This window comes from Phytohabitans maris (assembly GCF_031085175.1).
Taxonomy (GTDB): domain Bacteria; phylum Actinomycetota; class Actinomycetes; order Mycobacteriales; family Micromonosporaceae; genus Phytohabitans; species Phytohabitans maris.
This window is the reverse complement of sequence record NZ_JAVHUY010000042.1, coordinates 21,973-43,269: the sequence shown is the minus strand read 5'-3', so window position 1 is coordinate 43,269 and position 21,297 is coordinate 21,973. Positions and strand designations below refer to the sequence as shown.

General features: G+C 72.6%; 14 protein-coding genes. 5 read left to right on the top strand and 9 right to left on the bottom strand.

Annotated elements, in window-relative coordinates; all coding sequences use genetic code 11:
- Positions 1–2: 2 nt before the first annotated feature.
- The 3 genes from RB614_RS33570 to RB614_RS33560 form a co-directional block, all read right to left on the bottom strand.
- Positions 3–1,175, bottom strand: a complete 1,173-nt coding sequence (locus RB614_RS33570; protein WP_308716724.1) for a multicopper oxidase domain-containing protein — start codon at positions 1,173–1,175, stop codon at positions 3–5.
- A 14-nt stretch (positions 1,176–1,189) separates the two neighbouring features.
- Entirely contained in the window at positions 1,190–4,285 is a 3,096-nt protein-coding gene (locus RB614_RS33565) for an OmpL47-type beta-barrel domain-containing protein (RefSeq protein ID WP_308716723.1), read from the bottom strand.
- Between the two features lie 532 nt (positions 4,286–4,817).
- On the bottom strand, positions 4,818–5,588 hold the full coding sequence (locus tag RB614_RS33560) for a phosphotransferase (RefSeq protein WP_308716722.1): 771 nt from the start codon (positions 5,586–5,588) through the stop codon (positions 4,818–4,820).
- A 152-nt stretch (positions 5,589–5,740) separates the two neighbouring features.
- On the opposite strand from RB614_RS33560, the gene RB614_RS33555 reads away from it, so the two are divergent.
- On the top strand, positions 5,741–6,466 hold the full coding sequence (locus RB614_RS33555) for a DedA family protein (protein WP_308716721.1): 726 nt from the start codon (positions 5,741–5,743) through the stop codon (positions 6,464–6,466).
- Here the strand turns inward: RB614_RS33555 and RB614_RS33550 are convergent.
- From RB614_RS33550 to ppk2, 3 genes are all read right to left on the bottom strand, one after another.
- On the bottom strand, positions 6,444–7,163 hold the full coding sequence (locus RB614_RS33550) for an SDR family oxidoreductase (RefSeq protein ID WP_308716720.1): 720 nt from the start codon (positions 7,161–7,163) through the stop codon (positions 6,444–6,446). The genes RB614_RS33555 and RB614_RS33550 overlap by 23 nt on opposite strands.
- Before the next feature lie 10 nt (positions 7,164–7,173).
- Positions 7,174–7,977, bottom strand: coding sequence for an AraC family transcriptional regulator (locus RB614_RS33545; RefSeq protein WP_308716719.1), 804 nt, complete (start codon positions 7,975–7,977; stop codon positions 7,174–7,176).
- Between the two features lie 665 nt (positions 7,978–8,642).
- On the bottom strand, positions 8,643–9,557 hold the full coding sequence (gene ppk2 / locus RB614_RS33540; protein ID WP_308716718.1) for a polyphosphate kinase 2: 915 nt from the start codon (positions 9,555–9,557) through the stop codon (positions 8,643–8,645).
- A 176-nt stretch (positions 9,558–9,733) separates the two neighbouring features.
- Between ppk2 and RB614_RS33535 the strand changes: the two genes are divergently transcribed.
- Together RB614_RS33535 and RB614_RS33530 are read left to right on the top strand one after the other, a co-directional pair.
- Entirely contained in the window at positions 9,734–10,798 is a 1,065-nt protein-coding gene (locus RB614_RS33535; protein WP_308716717.1) for a MerR family transcriptional regulator, read from the top strand.
- A gap of 131 nt (positions 10,799–10,929) precedes the next feature.
- Positions 10,930–11,286 carry a hypothetical protein gene (locus tag RB614_RS33530; RefSeq protein ID WP_308716716.1) on the top strand — a complete coding sequence of 119 codons (357 nt, stop codon included), beginning with the start codon at positions 10,930–10,932 and terminating at the stop codon, positions 11,284–11,286.
- A gap of 201 nt (positions 11,287–11,487) precedes the next feature.
- Here RB614_RS33530 and RB614_RS33525 read toward each other — a convergent pair whose 3' ends face one another.
- Complete coding sequence (locus tag RB614_RS33525; protein WP_308716715.1) at positions 11,488–12,504, bottom strand: LacI family DNA-binding transcriptional regulator; 1,017 nt, start codon at positions 12,502–12,504, stop codon at positions 11,488–11,490.
- A gap of 256 nt (positions 12,505–12,760) precedes the next feature.
- Here RB614_RS33525 and RB614_RS33520 point away from each other — a divergent pair, with 256 nt between their 5' ends.
- Both RB614_RS33520 and RB614_RS33515 read left to right on the top strand, forming a co-directional pair.
- Positions 12,761–16,327 carry a LamG-like jellyroll fold domain-containing protein gene (locus tag RB614_RS33520; protein WP_308716714.1) on the top strand — a complete coding sequence of 1,189 codons (3,567 nt, stop codon included), beginning with the start codon at positions 12,761–12,763 and terminating at the stop codon, positions 16,325–16,327.
- A 25-nt stretch (positions 16,328–16,352) separates the two neighbouring features.
- The gene (locus RB614_RS33515) at positions 16,353–18,059 is read left to right on the top strand and encodes a hypothetical protein (protein WP_308716713.1); all 1,707 of its coding nucleotides are present in this window, start codon (positions 16,353–16,355) and stop codon (positions 18,057–18,059) included.
- Positions 18,060–18,142: 83 nt separating this feature from the next.
- Here RB614_RS33515 and RB614_RS33510 read toward each other — a convergent pair whose 3' ends face one another.
- Together RB614_RS33510 and arfA are read right to left on the bottom strand one after the other, a co-directional pair.
- Complete coding sequence (locus RB614_RS33510) at positions 18,143–19,768, bottom strand: family 43 glycosylhydrolase (protein WP_308716712.1); 1,626 nt, start codon at positions 19,766–19,768, stop codon at positions 18,143–18,145.
- Complete coding sequence (arfA, locus tag RB614_RS33505; protein WP_308716711.1) at positions 19,765–21,279, bottom strand: arabinosylfuranosidase ArfA; 1,515 nt, start codon at positions 21,277–21,279, stop codon at positions 19,765–19,767. Before arfA ends, RB614_RS33510 begins: the two co-directional genes overlap by 4 nt.
- Positions 21,280–21,297 lie beyond the last annotated feature (18 nt).

Genomic DNA, 21,297 nt, shown 5'->3' with positions numbered 1-21,297 from the left:
GATCAACCGTGGTTTCCGTGGGCGGCCGGTGCCTGGCCGCCGTCTGCCGGTGCGGCCTGGACCGGGTTTCCCGGTGCGTGGCCGGCGTGCGCTGTCATCGCGCCGTTCTCGTCCAGGACGTGGAACGTCGTGGACATGCCGAGGTCGGAGTGGAACTGCATGTGGCAGTGGAGCATCCAGTGGCCGGGACCGACCGACTCGCCGGCGATCACCCGGGCGCCGAACGTGTCGCCGGGGCCGACGGTCTTGTTGTCGATGATCGGTACCGAGTTGACGATCGCGGCGCTCCCCTCGACCACGCCGGTGCGGGTGTCCGCCCAGGAGTGGCCGTGCACGTGGAACGTGTGCATGTCGTCGCCGATGCCGATGACGAGGAACTCGACCTTCTCCCCGACCTGCGCGACCACGCAGGTCGGGCCCGGCACCGGGTTCTCCTCGTCACAGGTGTCGGCCTCGCTGCTGCGCCGCAGGTTGATGGTCTGCCGGTCGCCGAAGGCCAGCACGTACGTGCGGTCCGGCCGGGGGTCGCCCTGCCGGCGCACGACGACCCCGCCGAAGAGGCCGGAGCGGATGCCCACCGTGCCGTGCGGCCCGCCGACCACGTGGTCGTGGTACCACCAGTAGCCGGCCGTGCCCTGGGCGCCGGTGGTCGTGTTGCGCGGCTGGGCGTACCAGATGTAGGTGCGCGACCCGCCCGGCGGCACGAACGAGTTGCTGTGCACGGTGCCGTCGGACAGCTGGGTGTACTTGACCCCGTGCGTGTGCAGCGACACGCCGACCGGGTGGTTGGGGTCGGTGCGCAGCGCCTCCAGCGTCGCCGCCGGCACCTGGTTGTAGAGGGTGATCGCGAGGCACTGCCCCTCGATCATCTCGATCAGCGGCCCCGGGTACGAGGCCGTCTCCGGGGTGAGGCCGTAGCCGAGCCGGACCTGGTTGGTGACCGGGTCCTTCGGCAGCTCCACCGCGTACAGGCTCATCCGGCGGTCGATGGCGGTGCAGCCACCGGGCCGCTCGGCCCCGGCGGGGGCGGCCGCCGCCGCGTTGACGGCGGCCACCCCACTCGTGCCGGCACCGGCAGCGGATCCCGGGCCGCTCCCACCGGCACGGGCCAGCCCGCCCGCGACCGCGAGCGTCACCAGCAGTACCGCGAGGACGAGTCCCCTTCTCGCGTTCACTTTGGCTCCCAATCTCACGGCGTCAGCGGGGCGATCCGGATGTTGCGGAAGCTCACGATGTCGGTGGCACCGTGGTTCTGCAGTCCGATGTAGCCGGTGGTGTGCTGCCGGCCGTCGGTGCCCGGGTCGTCCGGCCGCGGCGGGTCGAAGACCGCGCCGGGCGCGTTCACGTACTCGTTGACGAGCACACCGTTGCGGAACAGCGAGTAGTGCTGCCCCACCACCCGGATCTCGTAGTCGTTCCAGGTGCCCTTCGGCGTGACGTCCGCGCCGGCCAGGTCGACCCGGTCGAAGCCGTACACCGACCCGCTCTTGTACATGTCGCCGTCGGCTCGGTCGAAGATCTGCAGCTCGTGGCCGTACTTGATGGCGACCCACTCGGGGCGCGGCTCCTGCGGGTGCTGGTGCACCTGCGGGAAGCGGACGAAGACGCCGCTGTTGACCCGGCCGTCACCCGGCGCGTCGTCCCGCCACTGGAGCTTGAGCGAGAAGTCGCCGTACTCCCGGACCGGGAACCACAGCATGCCGAGCCCGTCGACCGCCTGGCTGGTGATCGACCCGTCGGCGTTGCGCCGGAAGCCGCCGGCGCCGACGTGCTCCCACAGGTTGTACGAGGCGGTCGTGCGGTCCAGCAGCGGCTGGTAGCCCTGCTTGTCGTCCGGCTTGCCGACGCCCGACTCGCGGGCGGTGCGGACCAGCGTGTTGCGCTGCTGGTTGGTGACGACGCCGCGGTGGTGCAGGTGCTCGGCGACCTCCTGGACGTGGGCGATGAAGTCGGCGGCCGTGGCCCACGGCTTCTCGTCCTCGATCAGGTTGTTGATCCAGCAGCCGCCGGAGACCAGGCGGTTGGGCACGCCGCTGTTCTTCGTGCCGATCCAGACGGTCGCCCGGGTGTCGGCAACCCGGCAGGTCATCGGCGGGGCACCGCTCTCGACGACGTTGAACACGGTCGAGCCGGTGGTCGAGACGTTGCCGGCCCGGTCAGTGGCCCGGTAGCTGATCGTGTGCTGCCCGGGAGTGTTCACCGTGACCGGTCCGGTGTAGACGATGTAGCCCCGCCCGTCGAGCGCGTACTCGAGGCGGAGCAGCCCGGAGCCGCCGGTGTCGGCCGCGGTCAGCGTGACGGTGGCACTGCCCACATAGGACCAGCTGCCGTCGAGCTGCCCGGAGACCACCGCGGTCACGGTGGGCGGCGTGGTGTCGCCGGGCGGCGCGACCACGCTGAACGAGGCCGACTGCGCGGTCGACGTGTTGCCGGCCTTGTCGGTGGCCCGGTAGCCGACCGTGTGCTGGCCCGGCTGGTTGACCGTCACCGGCGCGGTGTACGCGGCGTACGCCCCGCCGTCCAGCGAGTACTCCACCCGGTCGACCCCGGAGCCGGCGTCGGTGGCGGTGACCGTGACGGTGGCGGCGCCGACGTACGCGCCGTTGGCGTCCCGCTGCCCGGTGACCGTGGCGCTCACGGCCGGCGGGTCGGTGTCCTGCTGCGGCGCCACGACCGTGAACGACACCGACTGCGCCGTCGAGGTGTTGCCGGCGGCGTCGGTCGCGCGGTAGCTGACCGTGTGCTGGCCCACCGTGTTGACGGTGACCGGGGCGGTGTACGCGGCGTACGCCCCGCCGTCCAGCGCGTACTCCACACTCTCCACACCGGACTCGGCGTCGGTGGCGGTGAGCGTGACCGTGGCGGCGCCGACGTACGCGCCGTCGCCGTCCTGCTGTCCGGTGAGCGCGGCGGTCACCGTCGGCGCGGTGGTGTCCGGCTCCGAGTCGTCGACGACCGTGAACGACACCGACTGCGGCGCCGAGGTGTTGCCGGCGTTGTCGGTGGCCCGGTAGCTGACCGTGTGCTGGCCCGGCTGGTTGACCGCGACCGGCGCGCTGTAAACCGCGTAGGGCTGGCCGTCCAGCGAGAACTCGACGCGGTCCACACCGGACTCGGCGTCGCTGGCGGAGAGCGTCACCGTGGCCCCGCCGATGTAGTTGCCCTCTCCGTCGGGTTCGCCGGCGATCTGGGCGTTCACCGTGGGCGGTGTGGTGTCCGGGTCGGGCTCGTCGACGACGGCGAAGGACACGGCCTGCGGCGCGGAGGTGTTGCCGGCGACGTCGGTGGCCCGGTAGTTGACGGTGTGCTGCCCGACCGCGGTGACGCTGAGCGGGGCGGTGTACTCGGCGTACGCCGCGCCGTCCAGCGAGTACTCGACGGTGTCCACACCGGACTCGGTGTCGGTGGCGGAGAGCGTCACCGTGGCCGTCCCGATGTAGGCGCCGTTTCCGTCCCGGTTTCCGGTCACCGACGCGGTCACCGTGGGGGCGGTCGTGTCCGGGTCCGGCTCGTCCACGACGGTGAACGACACCGACTGCGGCGCCGAGGTGTTGCCGGCGACGTCGGTGGCGCGGTAGCTGACCGTGTGGTTGCCGACCGCGTTGACGGTCACCGGGCCGGAGTACGTGCCGTACGCCCCGCCGTCGACCGCGTACTCCACCTTGGACACGCCGGAGCCGCTGTCGGTGGCGTCGAGCGTGACGGTCGCGGCGCCGACGTAGTCGCCGTCGTCGTTGCGCTCGCCGGTCACCTGCGCGGTCACGGTCGGCGGCGTGGTGTCCTCGCCGCCGCCGCTCACCACGAGCAGCCCGGTCATCGTGCCGTGCCCGGGGATCGCGCAGAAGTACCGGTACGTGCCCGGGGTGAGCGTCACGTCCGCCGTGTGCCGGCCCTGGTTGGCGTCGAACGGGTCGGCCAGGATGTTGACGTTGACGTCGCTGTTGTACCGGGGGTCGCCCGTCTCGAACGTGAGCGTGTGCTGCATCCCGGTGGTGTTACCGGTGGCCTGGCTGTTTTCGAAGACGATGGTGGTCGGTCCCGCGACGGCGGTCGTGGGCGCGGAGGCGTAGGCCTGGGTGCTGTCGCCAGCGGTCCACGTAAGAGTCTGGGCCAGGAGCTGCCCCGGTGCCGCGGCGGGCGCGGCGTCCACCGGGCGGGCGCTCACCGGCGCGGCGGCCAGTACGGAGCTCACCAGCAGGACGGCGACCGCGGCGAACACCGTCAGCGGCCGGCTCGGCCCCCGGGGTGGTCTCCGGCGGCCGCGCCGCACAGGGATGAGTGGCATTGTCCGACACAACCTTTCGCGAGTCTTCTGCCGGCGGACGTGCACAGTGGACGGATCGCGTTACGCGCGCAGCGTCAGCCGACCCGCGGTGCCGAGCCGGGCGGTGTCGGCCGCCGGCCCGCACGCGGGCAGGGGGGTTTCTGGGTCGTGGGGTGGAGCTTGTCGGCGGTTGAGCGCCAGCCGGTGACTACCGGAGAGAGCCGACCCCGGGCCGGGCTGACGTGGTGCGGCCAGGGCGCGCGCCGACGCGCCAATATCGACAGCAGGCTATGCCATCGTCAAGGAGGTGCCACTCCCCCGGCAAGGACACAACCCTCGGACTCGAGGCCACCGCGCCGCCGGCCACCTCGATGCGACTAACGTTGTCAGACCCTAGCGGACTTGCCATCGAGATGTCTACATCTTCCGCTAGGACCAGCCACACTTTTGTTTTTTACGGCGAAAGACTCGGCGGGTCAGCCGCGCACTTCCCGCCGGCCGGGCGCGCCGGCACCGGGACGATCGTGCTGCTCGGGGCCGCCTCGGCAGGCGCTCAGCCGGTCGGGAAGTCGGCGAGCTCGTCCGCCGCGGTCTCCAGGTCGGTGTCGACGCCGTGCTCGAGCATCATCACGTACGCCGGGTCGCCGTCCGCCGCGATCCGCCGGATGCCCCGGGCCGAGTCGGCGACCCGCCGCCGCACGGTCTCGATGAACGGAGCGAGCGGGCCGGTCCACCCGTACGCGTCGAGCATCAGCCGCAGCCGGGCCGGGCGCTGGGCGAAGGCGGTGAAGCCCTCCTCCCCCACGACCCGGCGGGCGTGCAGCGGCACCCAGGCCAACGCGGTGAACGCGAGGTCGTACTCGCGGGTCACCGGGGAGGCGAAGTCCCAGTCGAAGAAGCCGGCCAGCCGCCCGTCCGCCCAGGCCGCGTTGTACGGCGCCGCGTCGTTGTGCCCGACGATCAGCCCCGGCCGCCAGGTGCCGCCCTCGCGCCACACCGCGTCGGCGGGCGGGACGAAACCGGCCACGGCGTCGTGGTACTCGCGCAGCCAGCCGGCCACCTCGCGGAGCGCGTGCTCGCCGTACACCCAGGTGGGCCACGGCCGCGCGTCGCCGACCACCTCGCCCGGCAGGTACGAGAGCACCTCCCGCCCCCGCTCGTCGAAGCCGAGGGCGCGCGGGGCCCGGTCGAAGCCGACGGACTCCAGGTGGCGCAGCAGGGCGTGCACGGCCGGCGTCCACCGCCCGGCCGCCCGGCGCACCGTGTCGCCGACCCGGACGGCGCCGCCGGTGCTCCCGCCCGGCAGCCGCTCCTCGACGCTCACGTCGCCTCCCTGCCGGCTCCACGGGCGATGGTTCGCACCCACCGATACTGCCCGCCGGGCGACCCCGCCGCGAGCCGCCACTGGGGTTTTCCGCAGTCGATCCGGAGGTCGGCCTCATGGTTACCGGCAATGGCCGTTCATAGCGTCGAGGCATGACTTTGGCGGCGTACACCGATGTCCTGTCCCGGCGCTCCGACCCGCCGGAAGGCGGCCTGGTCGGGCTGGTCACCGACCTCGTGGAGCGGCTCGGCGGGCCCGGCGCCGGGCTGGCCGTGGCGCTGGAGAACCTCTTCCCGCCGATCCCCAGCGAGGTGATCCTGCCGCTCGCCGGGTTCACCGCGAGCCGGGGTGAGATGAGCCTGGCCGGCGCGATCGCCTGGACCACGCTCGGCTCGGTGCTCGGGGCGCTCGCCCTCTACTACGTCGGCGTGGCGCTGGGGCGGGAGCGGATCCGGGCGGTCGCGGCGCGGCTGCCGCTGGTGAAGGTCGCCGACGTCGACCGGACCGAGGCGTGGTTCGCGCGGCACGGCGGCAAGGCGGTGTTCTTCGGGCGGATGATCCCGATCTTCCGGAGCCTGATCTCGGTACCGGCGGGCGTGGAGCGGATGCCGGTCGGGCGGTTCCTGCTCTACACCGCCGCGGGCAGCCTGATCTGGAACACGCTCTTCGTGATGGCCGGCTACCTGCTCGGCGAGAACTGGCAGTCGGTGGAGGGGTACGCCGGCGCGTTCCAGAAGGTCGTGATCGTCGCCTGCGCGCTGGCCGTGGGGTGGTTCGTCGTCACCCGCCTCGCGCGCCGGCGGCGGGCGAGGAACGCCGCGGAGCCGCGCGGCACGGTCTACCGGACGCGGCGATTCAGAGGAGGAAGCCGCCGGTAGCGCGGATGTTCTGGCCGGTGATCCAGCGGCCGTCCGGGCCGGCGAGGAACGCGACCACGGCGGCGATGTCGTCCGGCGTGCCCAGCCGCCCCAGCGCCGTCATCGCCGGTACCCGCTCCAGGTTCTCCGGCGGGTTGGTGCCGCGCAGCAGATCGGTGTCGGTGGCGCCGGGCGAGACCGCGTTCACCGTGATGCCGCGCCCGCCCAGCTCGCGGGCGGCCACGGCGGTGAACTGCTCCAGCACCGCCTTGCTCGCCCCGTAGAGCGCGTGCCCGGGCGCCGGCAGCACGGTGTTGAGCGTGGAGATGTTGACGATAGTGCCGCCGTCGCGCAGCAGCGCGGCCGCTTCGCGCATCGCCAGTACCGGAACCTTGGCGTTGACGGTCATCACCCGGTCGAAGTCGGCGGCGGTGAGTTCGGCGAGCGGCCGCCGCGGGTTGACGGCGGCGTTGTTGACGAGGATGTCGAGGCCGTCCCGCACCGGCGCGAACATCTGCGCCACCGCGCCGACCTCCGCCTGGTCGGCGCGGACCGCCACCGCTGCGGGCAGCTCGCCGGCCAGATCCTCGGCCGCGGCGGCGCTGTCCCGGTAGGTGAACACGACCCGCGCGCCGTCGCGGGCCAGCCGCCGCACGACCGCCCGGCCGATCCCCCGGGTACCGCCGGTCACCAGTGCCGTCTTACCGGAAAGGCTCATACGGCGGACGCTAGCGGGGCGCGAGCTCCCGGTATTGAAGGAATGCGCAGAGCTGCCCCGGGGTCAGCCCGGCCATCGCGCGCACCTCGCGGTTGAAGTGCGGCTGGTCCGCGTACCCGCTGTCCTGGGCGGTCGCGGGCAGGTCGCGGCCGGCGGCGAGCAGCCACACCGCCCGCTGGAAGCGGGCCACCCGGGCGACCGTGGCCGGCGAGAGCCCGACCTGCCGCCGAAACCGCACCTCCAGGCCGCGCCGGCTCACCCCCAGCTCCGCGGCCAGCGCGCCCACCCGGGGCGCGCCCGGCTCCTGCAGCCGCGCCCAGGCCCGCAGCGCCAGGCCGTCCGCCGCCCACCCGCCGTCGCGGTCCAGGCGCGCGGAAAACAGCTCGTCGAGTACCGCGAACCGCGCCGGCCAGTCCGGCGCGGCGTCGAGCCGCTCGGCCAGGATCTCGCCGTCGTGGCCGAGCAGGTCGGCCAGCGGGACGGACCCGCCGGCGAGCTCCCGCATGGGTACGCCGAGCAGCGCGCTCGCCCCGAGCGGCGTGAGCCCGACGCAGACCCCGTGCCCCCACCGGGTCCGCTCGAAGACGGCCGGAGCGCTCCGCGGCCCGGTGACCACCCGCCCGCCGGCCGCGTAGTCCACGATCATCGTGGTCGAGTTGATCGGCAGGACCCGGTGCGCCAGCGCGGCGCCGTCGCCGGAGCGGAAGCCGGCGTAGCCGAGCACGTACGGCCGCAGCCGCGGGTGCGCCCGCCCGCTGAACGTCTCGCACGGCCGCGGATGGGGGCGCGCCGGCACCGAGTGCAGATGAGCCACGCACCCCATCATGCCCGCGACGGTGTCCGGCCAGGTCCGGCCAGGTCCGGCCCGGGTATTTGCGACCGCTCGTGGGGGCCGCTCTCCTCTCGTCACCGCGACCGCGGCGTACCTGGGGTGCTTCGGCGACCCCGTGACCTCACCCTCCGCGGCCGCGGATCGTTCACCAGCGATCGTGGTATTCCAGTGCCCCTCCAGGGGCACCTCAGTACCACGATCTGACTCCGCCACACGATGTCGATCACCCGCAGCAGCCCGGCCGGTCCGCGAACCCCAGCCGAAATCCCCGGCCTCCGCTGCCGGCCCCGCGACACAAGCCCAACCCCGGGAGGCGAGGCTCACGCCGACATCGCGGTCACCGCCCACGGCGAGTGCGCGAAAGCTGTGCAGCCGCACGCACAGACGGGGCAGCTCCAGAGCTTCCCGCACACACATCCACCCGCCCAGCGGCGGCGGCGCGGTGGTGAAGTGTCGTGAACGCACAGACACCCAGACGGCCGCCGGCTCCCCGCAGGGGCCGGGGTGAGATCGCCGACCGCGCAGGGTGAGGCTGCGGGAGCAACGGTCCGGACCACCACGGACGTCGCGGTAGCCCAAAATCTCTTTCCGGGCTGGATCCGTTCCAGACCGCCAACCGCCGAGGGCACCCCGACTCCGAAAGGTCTCTAGAGCTGGGGGAACTGGCGGGTGGGGCGCTCGTCGTTCTCGAAGATCTGCGCCGCGTTGCCGACCAGCCGCGGGTCCGGCGCGCTGACGAGCTCGACGTCCTTGTTGTCGTACGGGAACAGGTTCAGCAGGTGCCGCATCGCGTTCACCCGGGCCCGTTTCTTGTCGTTGCTCTTGATGACCGTCCACGGCGCGTCGGCGGTGTCGGTGTAGAAGAACATCGCCTCCTTGGCCTCGGTGTAGTCGTCCCAGCGGTCGAGGGAGGCCAGGTCGGTCGGGGAGAGCTTCCACTGGCGAACCGGGTCGACCTGCCGGATCACGAACCGGGTCTGCTGCTCGCGCCGGGACACCGAGAACCAGAACTTCACCAGGTGGAGGCCGGAGCGCACCAGCATCTGCTCCAGCTCGGGCGCCTGCCGCATGAACTCCAGGTACTCGGTGCGCGTGCAGTACCCCATCACCCGCTCCACGCCGGCCCGGTTGTACCAGGAGCGGTCGAACAGCACGATCTCGCCCGCCGCCGGCAGGTGCGCCACGTACCGCTGGAAGTACCACTGGGTGGCCTCCCGCTCGGTCGGCTTTTCCAGGGCGACGACCCGGGCGCCGCGCGGGTTGAGGTGCTCCATGAACCGCTTGATGGTGCCGCCCTTGCCGGCCGCGTCCCGCCCCTCGAAGAGGACGACCAGGCGGGTGCCGGTGTCCTTCACCCAGTTTTGCAGCTTGAGCAGCTCGATCTGCAGCAGCCGCTTGTCCCGGTCGTAGTCGGCGCGGCTCATCCGCTCCTCGTACGGGTATCCCTCCCGCCACGTGTCCACCGGCTCGCCTTCGTGGTTGACCAGCGTGGGGTCGTCATCGTCGTCGTCGACCACCTGGTAACCGCCGAAGCGCTCCAGCAGGGACTCGTTCACGGTCATGCGATCACGCTACGGCCTGCGCCGGGCCAGCGCGGAGCGTCGAGGAAGCATGTTCACCTCACGGCCACCCTCTCGTGGCGCCGCCCGCGAACGGTGCCGGACTTGACCTTTCCCCTCGGGAAAGCCCCAGCCTGGGTCGTGCCGGTCGCGGTGGCCGGTACGAGGAGGATGGCCAGGTGGAGCTGCTGACGATCGGGGCGTTCGCCCGCGCGTGCGGGCTGACGCCGAAGGCGCTGCGCCTGTACGACGAAACGGGCCTGCTGCCGCCGGCCGCGGTCGACCCCGAGTCCGGCTACCGGCTGTACGAGCCGGCGCAGCTGGACCGGGCCCGGCTGATCGCGCGGCTGCGCCGGATCGGCATGCCGCTCGCCGAGATCCGGGACGTGTGCCGCCTGGAGCCGCCGGCCGCGGCCGCGGCGATCGGCGCGTACTGGCGGCGGGTCACCACCGACACCGCCGTACGCGGACGCCTCGCCACGCTCCTCGTCGACGACCTCTCCGGAAGGGGCTCGACCATGTCCAACCTCGCCATCCGCCACGCCGTACGCTGCGAGACCGGCGCCGCGCGGGACACTAACGAGGACGCCGTGTACGCCGGCGACCGCCTCCTCGCCGTCGCCGACGGGATGCGCGGCCCGGGCGGAGCGGCCGCCAGCACCGCCGCCGTCGACGCGCTCCGGCCGCTGGAGCTGGCCGAGGCGCCCGCCGCCGAGCTGCTCACGCTGCTCGCGGACGCGGTGGCCGAGGTCGACCGCACGGTACGCGCGGGCGCGACCGCCGACCACCAGCCGGTCACGACGCTGACCGCGATCCTGCGCGCCGGCTCCCGGCTCGCCCTGGTGCACGTCGGCGACACCCGGGCGTACCTGCTGCGCGGCGGCGAGCTGGCCCAGCTGACCCAGGACCACACGTACGTGCGCGCGCTGGTGGACCGGGGCGCCCTCAGCCGCGAGGAGGCGGCCACGCACCCGCAGCGGGCGCTCCTGGTGCGCGCGCTCGGCGCCGGCGACCACGTCGAGGCCGACCTGGCGCTGCGTACCGGCCTCGCCGGCGACCGCTACCTGCTCTGCTCCGACGGCCTCTGGGCGTACCTGGACCGCGCGACCCTGGAGTCGACGCTCGCCGCCCCGGACACCGACCCGGAACGCGCCGCCCAGCACCTGGTCGACCAGGCGTACGCGGCCGGCGCCCCGGACAACATCGCCTGCGTCGTCGCCGACCTCGTCGCGGCCGCGTCCTGACCGACGAGCCGGGCGCCGCTTCCCTGCCGCGTCGCTGAGGCGCCGTTGTCGACGGCTCCGGTGGTAATCTCTGTCCACCCTAGTTGGACAGGCGGTCCGACATGACGACGCGCGTGATAAACCATCAGCGTTTGGCGTGGGACGCGGCCCAGGTCGTGGTGCGTGTGCTCGGGTCCGACCAGGTCGGCCGGTGGCTGCACGGGCAGCTGGCCGCCCGCCTCGGTGCCGAGGTGGCGGCCGCGCTGGTCGACTCCCGGCTGCGGCTGTGGGAGAGCACCCGGCTCGACGCGCCCCAGGTCGAGGCCGGCATCTGGCGGGCCAAGCTGGCCGAGCTCTTGGCGGCCGACGCCACCCTGGAGGCGCCGTTGCGCGAGATGATGGCCGAGGCCGTCGACCGGCTCGGGATCGCCATCGACGTCCGCGTCCCCGGCCAGATCCCGCAGCCGCCGCCCGGCCCGCGCGTCATCGACCTGGACCGCTACCGCTAGGAGGTCCCTCCCGGGACAGGTGCGCGGCGCGACGACCGTCCCGTTGCGCGGGCCCGAGGGTTACGCCGAGCGATCGGATGCCCGCTGGTGAATGTAGATCTAGAACACTTAGGGCGCGATATCAGCCGTAGATGTTCTAGATCTACTTCGATCCGGTCGCGCGACGGTCCGGACCACCGCGGACATCGCGGCAGCTCGAAATCACTGTCGCGGCGCGGAGGAGGCGCGGACGACGAGGCGGCACGGCACCGTGTGGGTGCCGGGCTCGGTGCGGCCGCGCTGGATCGCCTCCAGCAGCAGCGCCCCGGCCGTGCGCCCCACCCGCTGGAGGTCGAGGTCGACGCTGGTCAGCGACGGCCGGCAACCCTCCGCGGTCGGCAGCCAGTTGTCGACGCCGACCAACGCGATGTCCTCCGGCACCCGCCGCCCGCTGTCGCGCAACCCGTCCGCCACGCCCCGACCGATCGCGTCACTGCCGCAAAAGATCGCGTCCACCTCGGGATGCTCGCGCACCAGCGCGGCGGCCGCGAACCGGCCCCACACCTCACTCCACCCCCCGTACCAGGGCTCACCGACCAACTCCACCCCCGCCTCCCGCAACGCCCGCACGGTCCCGTCGACCCGGGCGCGCACCGACGCGTGCCCGTGCGGGCCGGTCACATGCGCGATCCGCCGCCGGCCGGTGCGCAGCAGATGCCGCACGGCCAGGACCGCGCCACCCTCCTCGTCGACCACCACGCTGCAGTCGGCGGGCTCGGCCGAGCGGGCGAACGCGTACACCACCGGCACCGTCACCTCGCCGGCCAGCGGCGGGCGAGGCTCCGTGCGGCGGCCGGCCACGATGATGCCGTCGACCCGGCGGCGGGCCAGGCTACGCACATAGTGCCGCTCGCGGATCGGATCGTCCCGGGTGTCGCAGACGAACGCGAGCGTCTCGTCCCAGCCCAGCGCATCCTCGGCACCGTGCAGGATCGGCAAGCTGAAACGTCCGTGGTGGTCAGTCATGATCAAACCCACCGTGTACGTGCGACCACTGTGCAGGCTCGCCGCCACCGCACTGGGCACGAAGCCAAGCTCCTGCGCGGCGACCCGCACCCGGTCACGGGTCTCGGCGCGCAGCTGACCCCGGCCGTTGAGCGCCTTCGACACGGTGCCGACCGAAACACCGGCCCGCCGGGCCACGTCGACGATGCCCACCCGGGAGCGCTTGCCTGCCACTCTGCCTCCTGGTTCGCCGCCGGCGGTGGCCAGCGCGGCCCCGCCGGTGAGGGTGCGAAGCGGCCGCTCGGCCGGCGCCCCGTCTCCGTCCAGACGCCGCGCGCGACACCCCCACCCGACACCGTAACGACGGAAAACCTTTGCCTCAAGAGAGACGTTGACTGATCTCATCGCACCTCGTAACCTACGCGAAACCACCCCTTGCACGCCGGCAACTTTTTCCGAACCTCTTGTTAGCGTTCACAAAGGACGAGCCATGAGGCTGCCGAAGACCGCCGCCGCCCTCGCCCTCGCCGTGGTCACCGGTGCCACCGCGACGGCCGTACCGGCGAGCGCCGCCGCACCCGTTCCCCTCCTCCATTACGAGTTCGACGCCACCGACCTCGCCACCGGCACGGTCACCGACTCCTCCGGCAACGGCCTGGACGGCGCGCTCGTCAACCCCGCCACCGCCTCCCTTGTGGACACTCCCGGCGGCGGCCACGCGATCGACCTGCCCGGCGGCGCCCCCACCTCCACCGGCGCGTACGTGCGGCTGCCCCGCGCCCTCCTCGACGGCCGCACCGACCTCACCGTCCAGGTGCGCCTGCGCTGGGACGGCACCACCGCGCCGTGGCAGTGGGTCTACGCGCTCGGCAAGGACACCAGCCGCTACCTCTTCTCCACCCCGTACAACGGGGACGGTCGCCTGCGCACGGCGGTGACCTCGTCGTCCGCGGGTGGTGAGGCGCAGGTGACCGGGTACGCCGCCCTCCCCGCGAACGCCTGGAAGACGCTCACCGTCACCCTCGACACCACCGCCGACCGGGTCACCACCTACCTCGACGGCGCCGCGGTCGCCTCCGCCCGCACCACCGTGAGCGCCGCCGACCTCCTCGACGCCGCCACCACGAGCGCCGGGTACATCGGCCGCTCCTTCTACCCCGACCCGCTCTTCGACGGCGCCGTCGACGACTTCCAGGTCTTCGCCGCCGCACTGTCCACAGAGGAGGTGGCCGCGATCGCCGGCACCGAGCCGCCCGCGCCCACCGGGCTCACCCGCGACGCGTTCGACGTCCGCACCACCATCGGGACGGCGCCGCCGCTGCCGGCCGCCGTCCGCGCGGAGTTCTCCGACGGGTACGACCGGGACGTGCCGATCGCCTGGTCCACACCGGACCCGGCGGACTACGCGGAGCGCGGCACGTTCACCGTGGAGGGTGCCGCCGCCGGCCGGGCGGTCACCGCGACCGTCACGGTGATCCGCGAGGGCGAGCTCGTCGTCGACCTGGGGACGGACACGGGGCCGTTCCACGGCGGCGCCTCCGGCACGCTCTACGGCCTCTACGGACCGGGCGTGCCGTCGGACAACCTCGTCGAGGGCATGCGGCTGCGCACCGTCTCGACCAAGGCGCAGGACGGCCCGCAGCACCCCGGCGCCGACGCGCTCGAGGTGGTCCGGCCGCTCGCCGACAGCACCGGCGGCGACGTGTACGTCTACATGACCGACATCCACCGCGGCTTCCCGTACCAGTGGCCGGGCGGCACGCCGGAGGAGAAGTTGAACTTGTTCAAGCAGAAAATCGCCAAGCAGGTCGACCAGGTGCTCCAGCTCCCCGGCCGGTACCGCGGGCACGTGGTGTTCGTTCCGTTCAACGAGCCCGAGGGAAACATGTTCGGCACCGGCGAGTGGAGCTACAACCGGGTCAGCTGGCTAAGCGACCCCACCGACTACTTCCGCGCCTGGGACGACGTGTACGCGCTCATCAAGGGCAGGATGCCGGACGCGCGCATCGCCGGCCCCAACACCAGCGTGCTCTACGCGCAGGTGAAGGGCTTCCTGGAGCACACCGTCGCGGCCGGCACCGTGCCGGACGTGATGACCTGGCACGAGCTGAGCCACCCCGAGCAGGTGCGGCAGAGCGTCCAGCGCTACCGCCAGTGGGAGGCCGAGGTGCTCGGCCGCCGGCTGCCCGTCAACGTCAACGAGTACGCCTTCAACTACCACACCTCGGTGCCCGGCCAGATGATCCAGTGGATCTCGGCGATCGAAGAGTCCAAGGTGGACGCCGACATCGCGTACTGGAACATCGACGGCAACCTCTCCGACTCGGCGGTGCAGGCCAACCGGGGCAACGGCCAGTGGTGGCTCTTCAACGCGTACGGCGGCATGACCGGCCACACCGTCGCGGTGACCCCGCCCTACCCCGGGCAGAACTACACGCTCCAGGGCGTCGCCACCCTCGACCCCGGCAAGCGCCAGGCCCGGGCCATCATCGGCGGTGCCAGCTCGGCGGGGCACATCCGGTTCGAGCGGGTACCGCGGAACGTCTTCGGCCGCACCGTACGCGCGCTGGTCCGGGAGATCCCGTGGACCGGCCAGATCGGCGACTCCGCGCCGCCGCGCGTGGTGGCCGACCGGGAGGTCGCGGTCGAGGACGGCGCGGTGGTGCTGGACTTCGGCGGCGGCGACCTGCCGCGGCTCGTCGAGTCCTCCGCGTACGAGATCGTGCTCGCGCCGTCCACGCACGGCACCCGCCCCGCGCCACGGCCGCAGCTGTGGGAGGGCTCGTTCGAGGCGGAGGAGGCCACGTACACCGGCGGTGGCTACAGCCGCAACGGCCCGGAGGGCTCGCCCGCCGACGTCTCCAAGTTCTACACCTCCGGCGGCTTCGACGTCGGCGGCCTGCGCACCGGCAGCGACGGGCGGCTCGACTTCACCGTGGACGTGCCCACCACCGGCCGGTACGACCTGCGCGTCTTCGCCAACTCGTTGAACACGTTCAACCTCGTGCGCGAGCAGGGGCCGACCAACGTGTTCCTGAGCGTGGACGGCGCCGCCGAGCGGGAGCTCTTCCTGCCGCTGGGGTACAAGTGGGTGGTCTGGGACCACACCGACACCACCGTGGAGCTGACCGCCGGGCGGCACACGATCACGCTCGCCGCGCGCAGCCTCGACGGGACGCGGGCCACCAAGGGCGACGCGATCGTCGACCGGATCACGCTCGCGCTGCCCAACCCGGCCGCCGCCACCGCCGTGTACGAGGCGGAGCTCGCCGACCTGCGCGGCGCCCGCACGATCTACAGTGGACGTGATCGCGCGGTCGCCGTCGGCCGCGGCGGCTCGGTCACCTTCTGGGTCTACTCCGCCACCGACGGGGAGTCCACACTCGACCTCGCGGTGCGCGGCGGCAAGGCGGCGATGACGGTCAACGGCGTCGAGGTGCCGGCTCCGCGCGCGGCGGTATCGCTCTCCGGCGGCATCAACAAGGTGACCGTCACCGGCCCGGCCCTGGTCGACCGCCTCACCGTCACACCGTCCACAAAGCACCTCCCGGCGACCGCCTACCAGGCCGAGGCGGCGCGGCCGGGCGGCACCGCCGAGGTCGTCACCAGGACCCTGGCCAGCGGCCAGGCGGCGGTCACCGGGATCGGCGGCCCGCCCGGCAACGCCAACACGCTCACCTTCACGGTGACCGCGCCGCGCGCCGGCACGTACGCGATGCGGATCCGCTACGCCAACCCCGAGCAGTCCGAGGCCACCCACTACAACCCGGACCCGCTCGCCCGGCACGCCGACATCTCCGTCAACGGCGGGGCGGCGCGGCGGGTGCTCTTCCCGCACACGTTCCACGACAACAACTTCTGGGAGCTGACCGTGCCGGTACGGCTCGCCAGGGGCGCCAACACCGTGCGCTTCTCCGCCGCCGAGCTGCCCAACTTCGACGGCGTGACGTACGCGTCGCAGACCTTCCCCGGCATCCTGCTCCGCTCCCCGTACGCCCCCGTGATCGACCGGATCACGGTCGCCCCGTTCAGCGCCGCACTCCCCCACGGCCGCTGATTCCATCCCCTGAGGAGGCACCCCCGTGCGACCGCCCCGCGTATCCGCGGCGGCGCTGGCCACGGCCGTCACGGCCGCCGTCGCCTGCGTCGCCCTGACCGAAGGCACAGCCCACGCCGCCAACTCCACCCTCACGGTCAACGCCGCCAGCCCGTTCCGACCGGTCAGCCACGTCGGCGCCGGCGGCCTCTACGCCCTGGCCGAAAACAACCGCCCCGCCGACAGCATGCTGCTCCCGCTCAAGCTGAACACGCTCACCCAGCCGGCGCCCCGGGTCGGACAGCGCCCCAACGGCCAGCCGCCCGGCGGCGACGCGCTGCTCGTCGCGCCGCAGGCGACCCGGGTCGGCGCCGCCGAGTACATCCGGATGCCCGACATCTACCCCAACTTCCCGTACCAGTGGGTCAGCTGGAACGACTGGCTGGCCAAAGTGGACACCCAGGTCGGCGACCGGCTCGCCGCCACCGGCACCAGCAACATCGCCGGCTGGGAGCTGTGGAACGAGCCCGACTACACCTGGAACACCACGGCCGCCGGTGCCTTCAACGCCGGCTGGGTCCGCACCTACCAGCGAGTGCGCTCCCGCGACACGCTCACACCCATCGTCGGCCCTAGCACCGCCACGTACAACGAGTCGTGGATGCGCTCGTTCCTGACGTACGCCCGCGACAACAACGCGCTGCCGGACGTCATCTGCTGGCACGAGCTGCAGACCTCGGCCAACATCGCCGCACACGTCGCCAACTACCGCGCGCTGGAGGCGTCGCTCGGCATCAGCCCGCGGCGGATCTCCATCAACGAGTACGCGACGCCGACGGAGATCGACCAGCCGGGGCCGGTGGCCAGCTACATCGCCAAGTTCGAGCGGGGCGGGGTGGACAACGCCGAGCGCGCCTTCTGGTACGAGTACGGCACCGTCAACGGCCTGACCACGGGCAACCAGCCGACCGGGAGCTGGTGGCTGTACAAGTGGTACGGCGACATGTCCGGCAACATGGTGACCACCACGCCGCGCGCGCAGACCGGCCTCGACGGCTTCGCCTCGCACGACCCGACCCGCCGCATCGTCAACGTGGTCTTCGGCGGCGAGTCCGGCACCAACTTCGTACGGGTCACCGGACTGTCCTCATTGGGCAGCCAGGTGCGGGTGCTCGTCGAGTCGACGCCGGCCTCCGGGCGGAGCACGCAGGTCTCCGCCCCCACGACGGTCAGCAACACGACCGCCGCCGTGACGAACGGCGAGCTGACCGTCACCGTGCCCAACATGAACGCGACCAGCGGCTACCACATCCTCATCCAGCCGACCAGCGGCGTCCCCAGCTACCAGCAGCGGTACGAGGCGGAGAACGCGGCCATCTTCCGCGCCAACCGCTTCGGCAGCTCCAGCGCCTCCGCCGGCGCGTACGTCGGCCAGATCGACAACACCGGCGACCCGCGCACCGCCAGCTACGTCGACTTCGTGGTGAACGTGCCGTCCGCGCGGGCCTACACGATGCGCGTCGGCTACGCGAACGCCACCGGCGCCACCGCCACCCACGGCCTGGCCTACAACGGCGGCGCCTGGTCGACGCTCAGCTACCCGCCGACCGGCGCGTGGGGCCAGTTCGGCGCGACGGTGAGCACCAGCGTCAACCTGCGCGCCGGATACAACGTGATCCGCCTGGCGAAGGGGGCGCCGTCCTTCGCCGGCGGCACCGGCTACGCCGAGCTCGACTACATCGAACTGACCTGACGCTCAGGCACCAGCGTGCGTGGTCGCCGCCGGGCGCGGCGGCCACGCGCTCGGCGCCGGGCGGCCGTCGGACGACCCGCCGGTCAGGCGCCCGGCGCCAGCAGCAGCACCTCCCGGGTGGTGGCGCCGTCGCGGCTGACGAGGCGGAACGTGCCGGCGCCGGTGGCCTCGACGCGCCACTGCGACCGGCCGCCGAAGCGGTGTCCGGTCCGGGTGTCGACGATCTGGTAGAAGCCGTCGCTCACGTGGACGAAGCGCCACGTGCCGCCGAGCCGCTTGGTGTTGGCCGGGTCGGTGACGAGCACGTCGCCGACCGGCTGGAGGCGGAACTGCTGGCACGCGTCGGCCCGCCAGGTGGACGTCCGCACGGTGCCGTCGCACGCGTCCAGCACCCGGCCGGCGATCCGGTTTTCGATCCGGGACCAGCCGCCGTCGGTCGGGAGCGCGCGGAGCTTCTGGCAGTCGTTGTCGAGCCAGCCCCACTGGGCCACCCGCGCGCCGTCCGCGTCGACGCAGGCGGCGACCTCGGCGACCTTGTTGCTGTGCCGGTTGAGCAGGCTCGACCAGCCGCCGCCCCGGTACTCGAAGCGCCACTGCTGGCAGGTGTCGCCGGCGGCCGGGGCGGCGAGCCGGATGTCGGCGCCCTCGTACCCGCAGGTGGGGTTGGCGACCACGGCGCCGGTGGCCCGGTCGACCAGCGTCAGGTACGCGGGGCCGCGCCCGAAGCCGCGGTTGCCGCTGAGCGGGTCGCCGAGCGTGGGCCACCCGTCCCGCCAGGAGATCGGCCGCACCGAGCCCTTGGGCAGCGCCCCGTCGACCGCGTCGTAGTAGTGGTGTACGTAGAAGGCGTCCTCGTACACGTCGCCGCCGCCGGTGCCCTGGAAGCCGTTGTACCCCCGCAGCAGCACGGTGCCGCCGCCCTGGAGCATCGGCACGCCGTCACGGTCCACATAGGGCCCGTGGATGCTGGTGGCCCGGCCGACGACCACCTGGTAGTCGGAGTTGACGCCGCGGCAGCAGAAGTCGAAGCTGGCGAAGAGGTACCAGTACCGTCCCTTGCGGACGATCGACGGCCCCTCGGCCGCCGCCCCGCCGCGCGACGCGAGCGGGTAGAGCATGGTGTCCACACTCGACAGCAGGCCGGTGGCCCGGTCGAGGCGGCGCATCTTGACGCCGTCCCAGAAGGAGCCGAACGACAGCCACGGCACGCCCCGCTCGTCGAAGGCAACGTCGGCGTCGATGGCGTTGACGTCGTCGGTGGTACGCGACCGGAGCACCAGGCCCCGGTCGACCCAGGCGTAGTCGGGGCTCTGCGGGTCGAGCGTGGCGTTGGTGGCCAGGCCGATGACGGAGTTGTTGGTGCCGAACGAGGAGGCGGCGTAGTAGAGGTGGTACTCGCCGTCGAAGTAGTTGAGGTCGGGCGCCCAGAAGTCGCCGGGCGTGACGCCGAGCTCGTCCACCACCCACCGCGGCGGCGTGGCGAAGACCGTGCCGAGAAACTCCCAGTGCACGAGATCCTTCGAGCGGCGGATCGGCAGGTACGTGCGGGTGCCGATGTCGCCGGTGATGATCTCGTAGTAGTAGCGCCCCTGCTTGAGCAGCGTGGGGTCGTGCGCGATCGGGTCCGGCGAGGCCTGGGCGGCGCCGGCGGCGGGAGCGGGGAGCAGCACGACGGCCAGCGCGGCCAGCACCGCCAGCAGGCGCCTCATCGGGCCGGTCCCAGCCGGATCGCGCTCCACGAGACCGGCGGGAGCACGACGCGCAGCGTGCCGCCGCCGAGCGACACCCGCGGGGTGGGGTGCGGCACGACCCGGTCCGGGTCCTCGACCGTGTTGGTGGCCCGGACGTCGTCGTCGGCGAGCGTCCACGCCTCGGCGACGCCCAGATCGCCGTCGAAGAGGTGCAGGTCCACGGTGAGCTCCACGGGGTCGCTCTGGTCACGGTTGACGGCGAATACGACCACCTCGCCGCTCTCGTCGTCGTGGGTCGCGACCGCGTCCACAACGGACACCTCGCCGTGGCGGGCGGTCGTGTACGTGGGCGCGTCGAGCCGGGTGTGCAGCACGCTCCCCCGGGCCAGCGCGGCCGTCTTCGCGAACGGGTGGAAGATGGTCTGCCGCCACGCCGGCCCGCCCGGCTCGGTGTGGATCGGCGCGATGACGTTGACGAGCTGGGCCTGGCAGGCGGCGGTGACCCGGTCGCTGTGCCGCAGCAGCGAGATGAGCAGGCTGCCGACCACGACCGCGTCGGCCACGTTGTACTCGTCCTCGATCAGCCGGGGCGCGACCTCCCACTCGGTGGCCGGCTCGCGGTCCTGGAAGCGGGACAGGTACCAGACGTTCCACTCGTCGAACGAGATGTTGATCTTCTTCTTGCTGCGCAGCCGCGCGCCCACGCTGTCGGCGGTGGCGACGATGCTGTCCACGAAGTGGTCCATGTCGACCGCACTGGCCAGGAACGAGCCGAGGTCGCCGTCGTGCTCCTCGTAGTACGCGTGGCAGGAGACGTAGTCGACCACGTCGTAGGCGTGCTCCAGCACCGTCGTCTCCCAGGTGCCGAACGTGGGCATGGCTGAGCTTGAGCTGCCACAGGCGACCAGCTCCAGGCCCGGCTCGGCGGAGCGGAGCGCCCGGGCGGTCGCGGCGGCGAGCAGCCCGTACTCCGTGGCGGTCTTGTGCCCGGTCTGCCACGGCCCGTCGAGCTCGTTGCCGAGGCACCAGAGCGCGATCCCGTACGGCTTGGCCGCGCCGTTGGCCCGCCGCAGCTCGGAAAGGGTCGTCCCCTCCGGGTGGTTGACGTACTCGTGCACGTCGAGCGCCTCCTGCACGCCCCGGGTGCCGAGGTTCACCGCGTACATGATCTCGACCTCGGCCTTGCCCGCCCACCGCGCGAACTCGTCGATGCCCACCTCGTTGGTCTCGATGGAGTGCCAGGCCAGGTCGCGCCGGCGGGGTCGCCGCTCGCGCGGTCCGACGCCGTCCTCCCACCGGTACCCGGAGACGAAGTTGCCGCCCGGGTAGCGCACCACCGTCACGCCCAGCTCGCGGGTGAGCGCGAGCACGTCGGTACGAAACCCGTCCTCGTCGGCGAGCGGGTGCCCGGGCTCGTAGAGTCCGGTGTAGACACACCGCCCGAGGTGCTCCACAAAGGAGCCGAAGGTGCGGCGGCGGACCGGGGCCACCACCGCGGCCGGGTCGAGGACGCAAGATGCGGTGCGCATGTCATCCCTTCGAGGTCG

Bases quoted from the DNA above. Each gene is read 5' to 3' on its own strand.
- RB614_RS33520 (WP_308716714.1), top strand. From the start codon at position 12,761: ATGAGGCTGCCGAAGACCGCCGCCGCCCTCGCCCTCGCCGTGGTCACC.
- arfA (WP_308716711.1), bottom strand. From the start codon at position 21,279: ATGCGCACCGCATCTTGCGTCCTCGACCCGGCCGCGGTGGTGGCCCCG.
- ppk2 (WP_308716718.1), bottom strand. From the start codon at position 9,557: ATGACCGTGAACGAGTCCCTGCTGGAGCGCTTCGGCGGTTACCAGGTG.
- RB614_RS33565 (WP_308716723.1), bottom strand. From the start codon at position 4,285: ATGCCACTCATCCCTGTGCGGCGCGGCCGCCGGAGACCACCCCGGGGG.
- RB614_RS33510 (WP_308716712.1), bottom strand. From the start codon at position 19,768: ATGAGGCGCCTGCTGGCGGTGCTGGCCGCGCTGGCCGTCGTGCTGCTC.
- RB614_RS33550 (WP_308716720.1), bottom strand. From the start codon at position 7,163: ATGAGCCTTTCCGGTAAGACGGCACTGGTGACCGGCGGTACCCGGGGG.
- RB614_RS33555 (WP_308716721.1), top strand. From the start codon at position 5,741: ATGACTTTGGCGGCGTACACCGATGTCCTGTCCCGGCGCTCCGACCCG.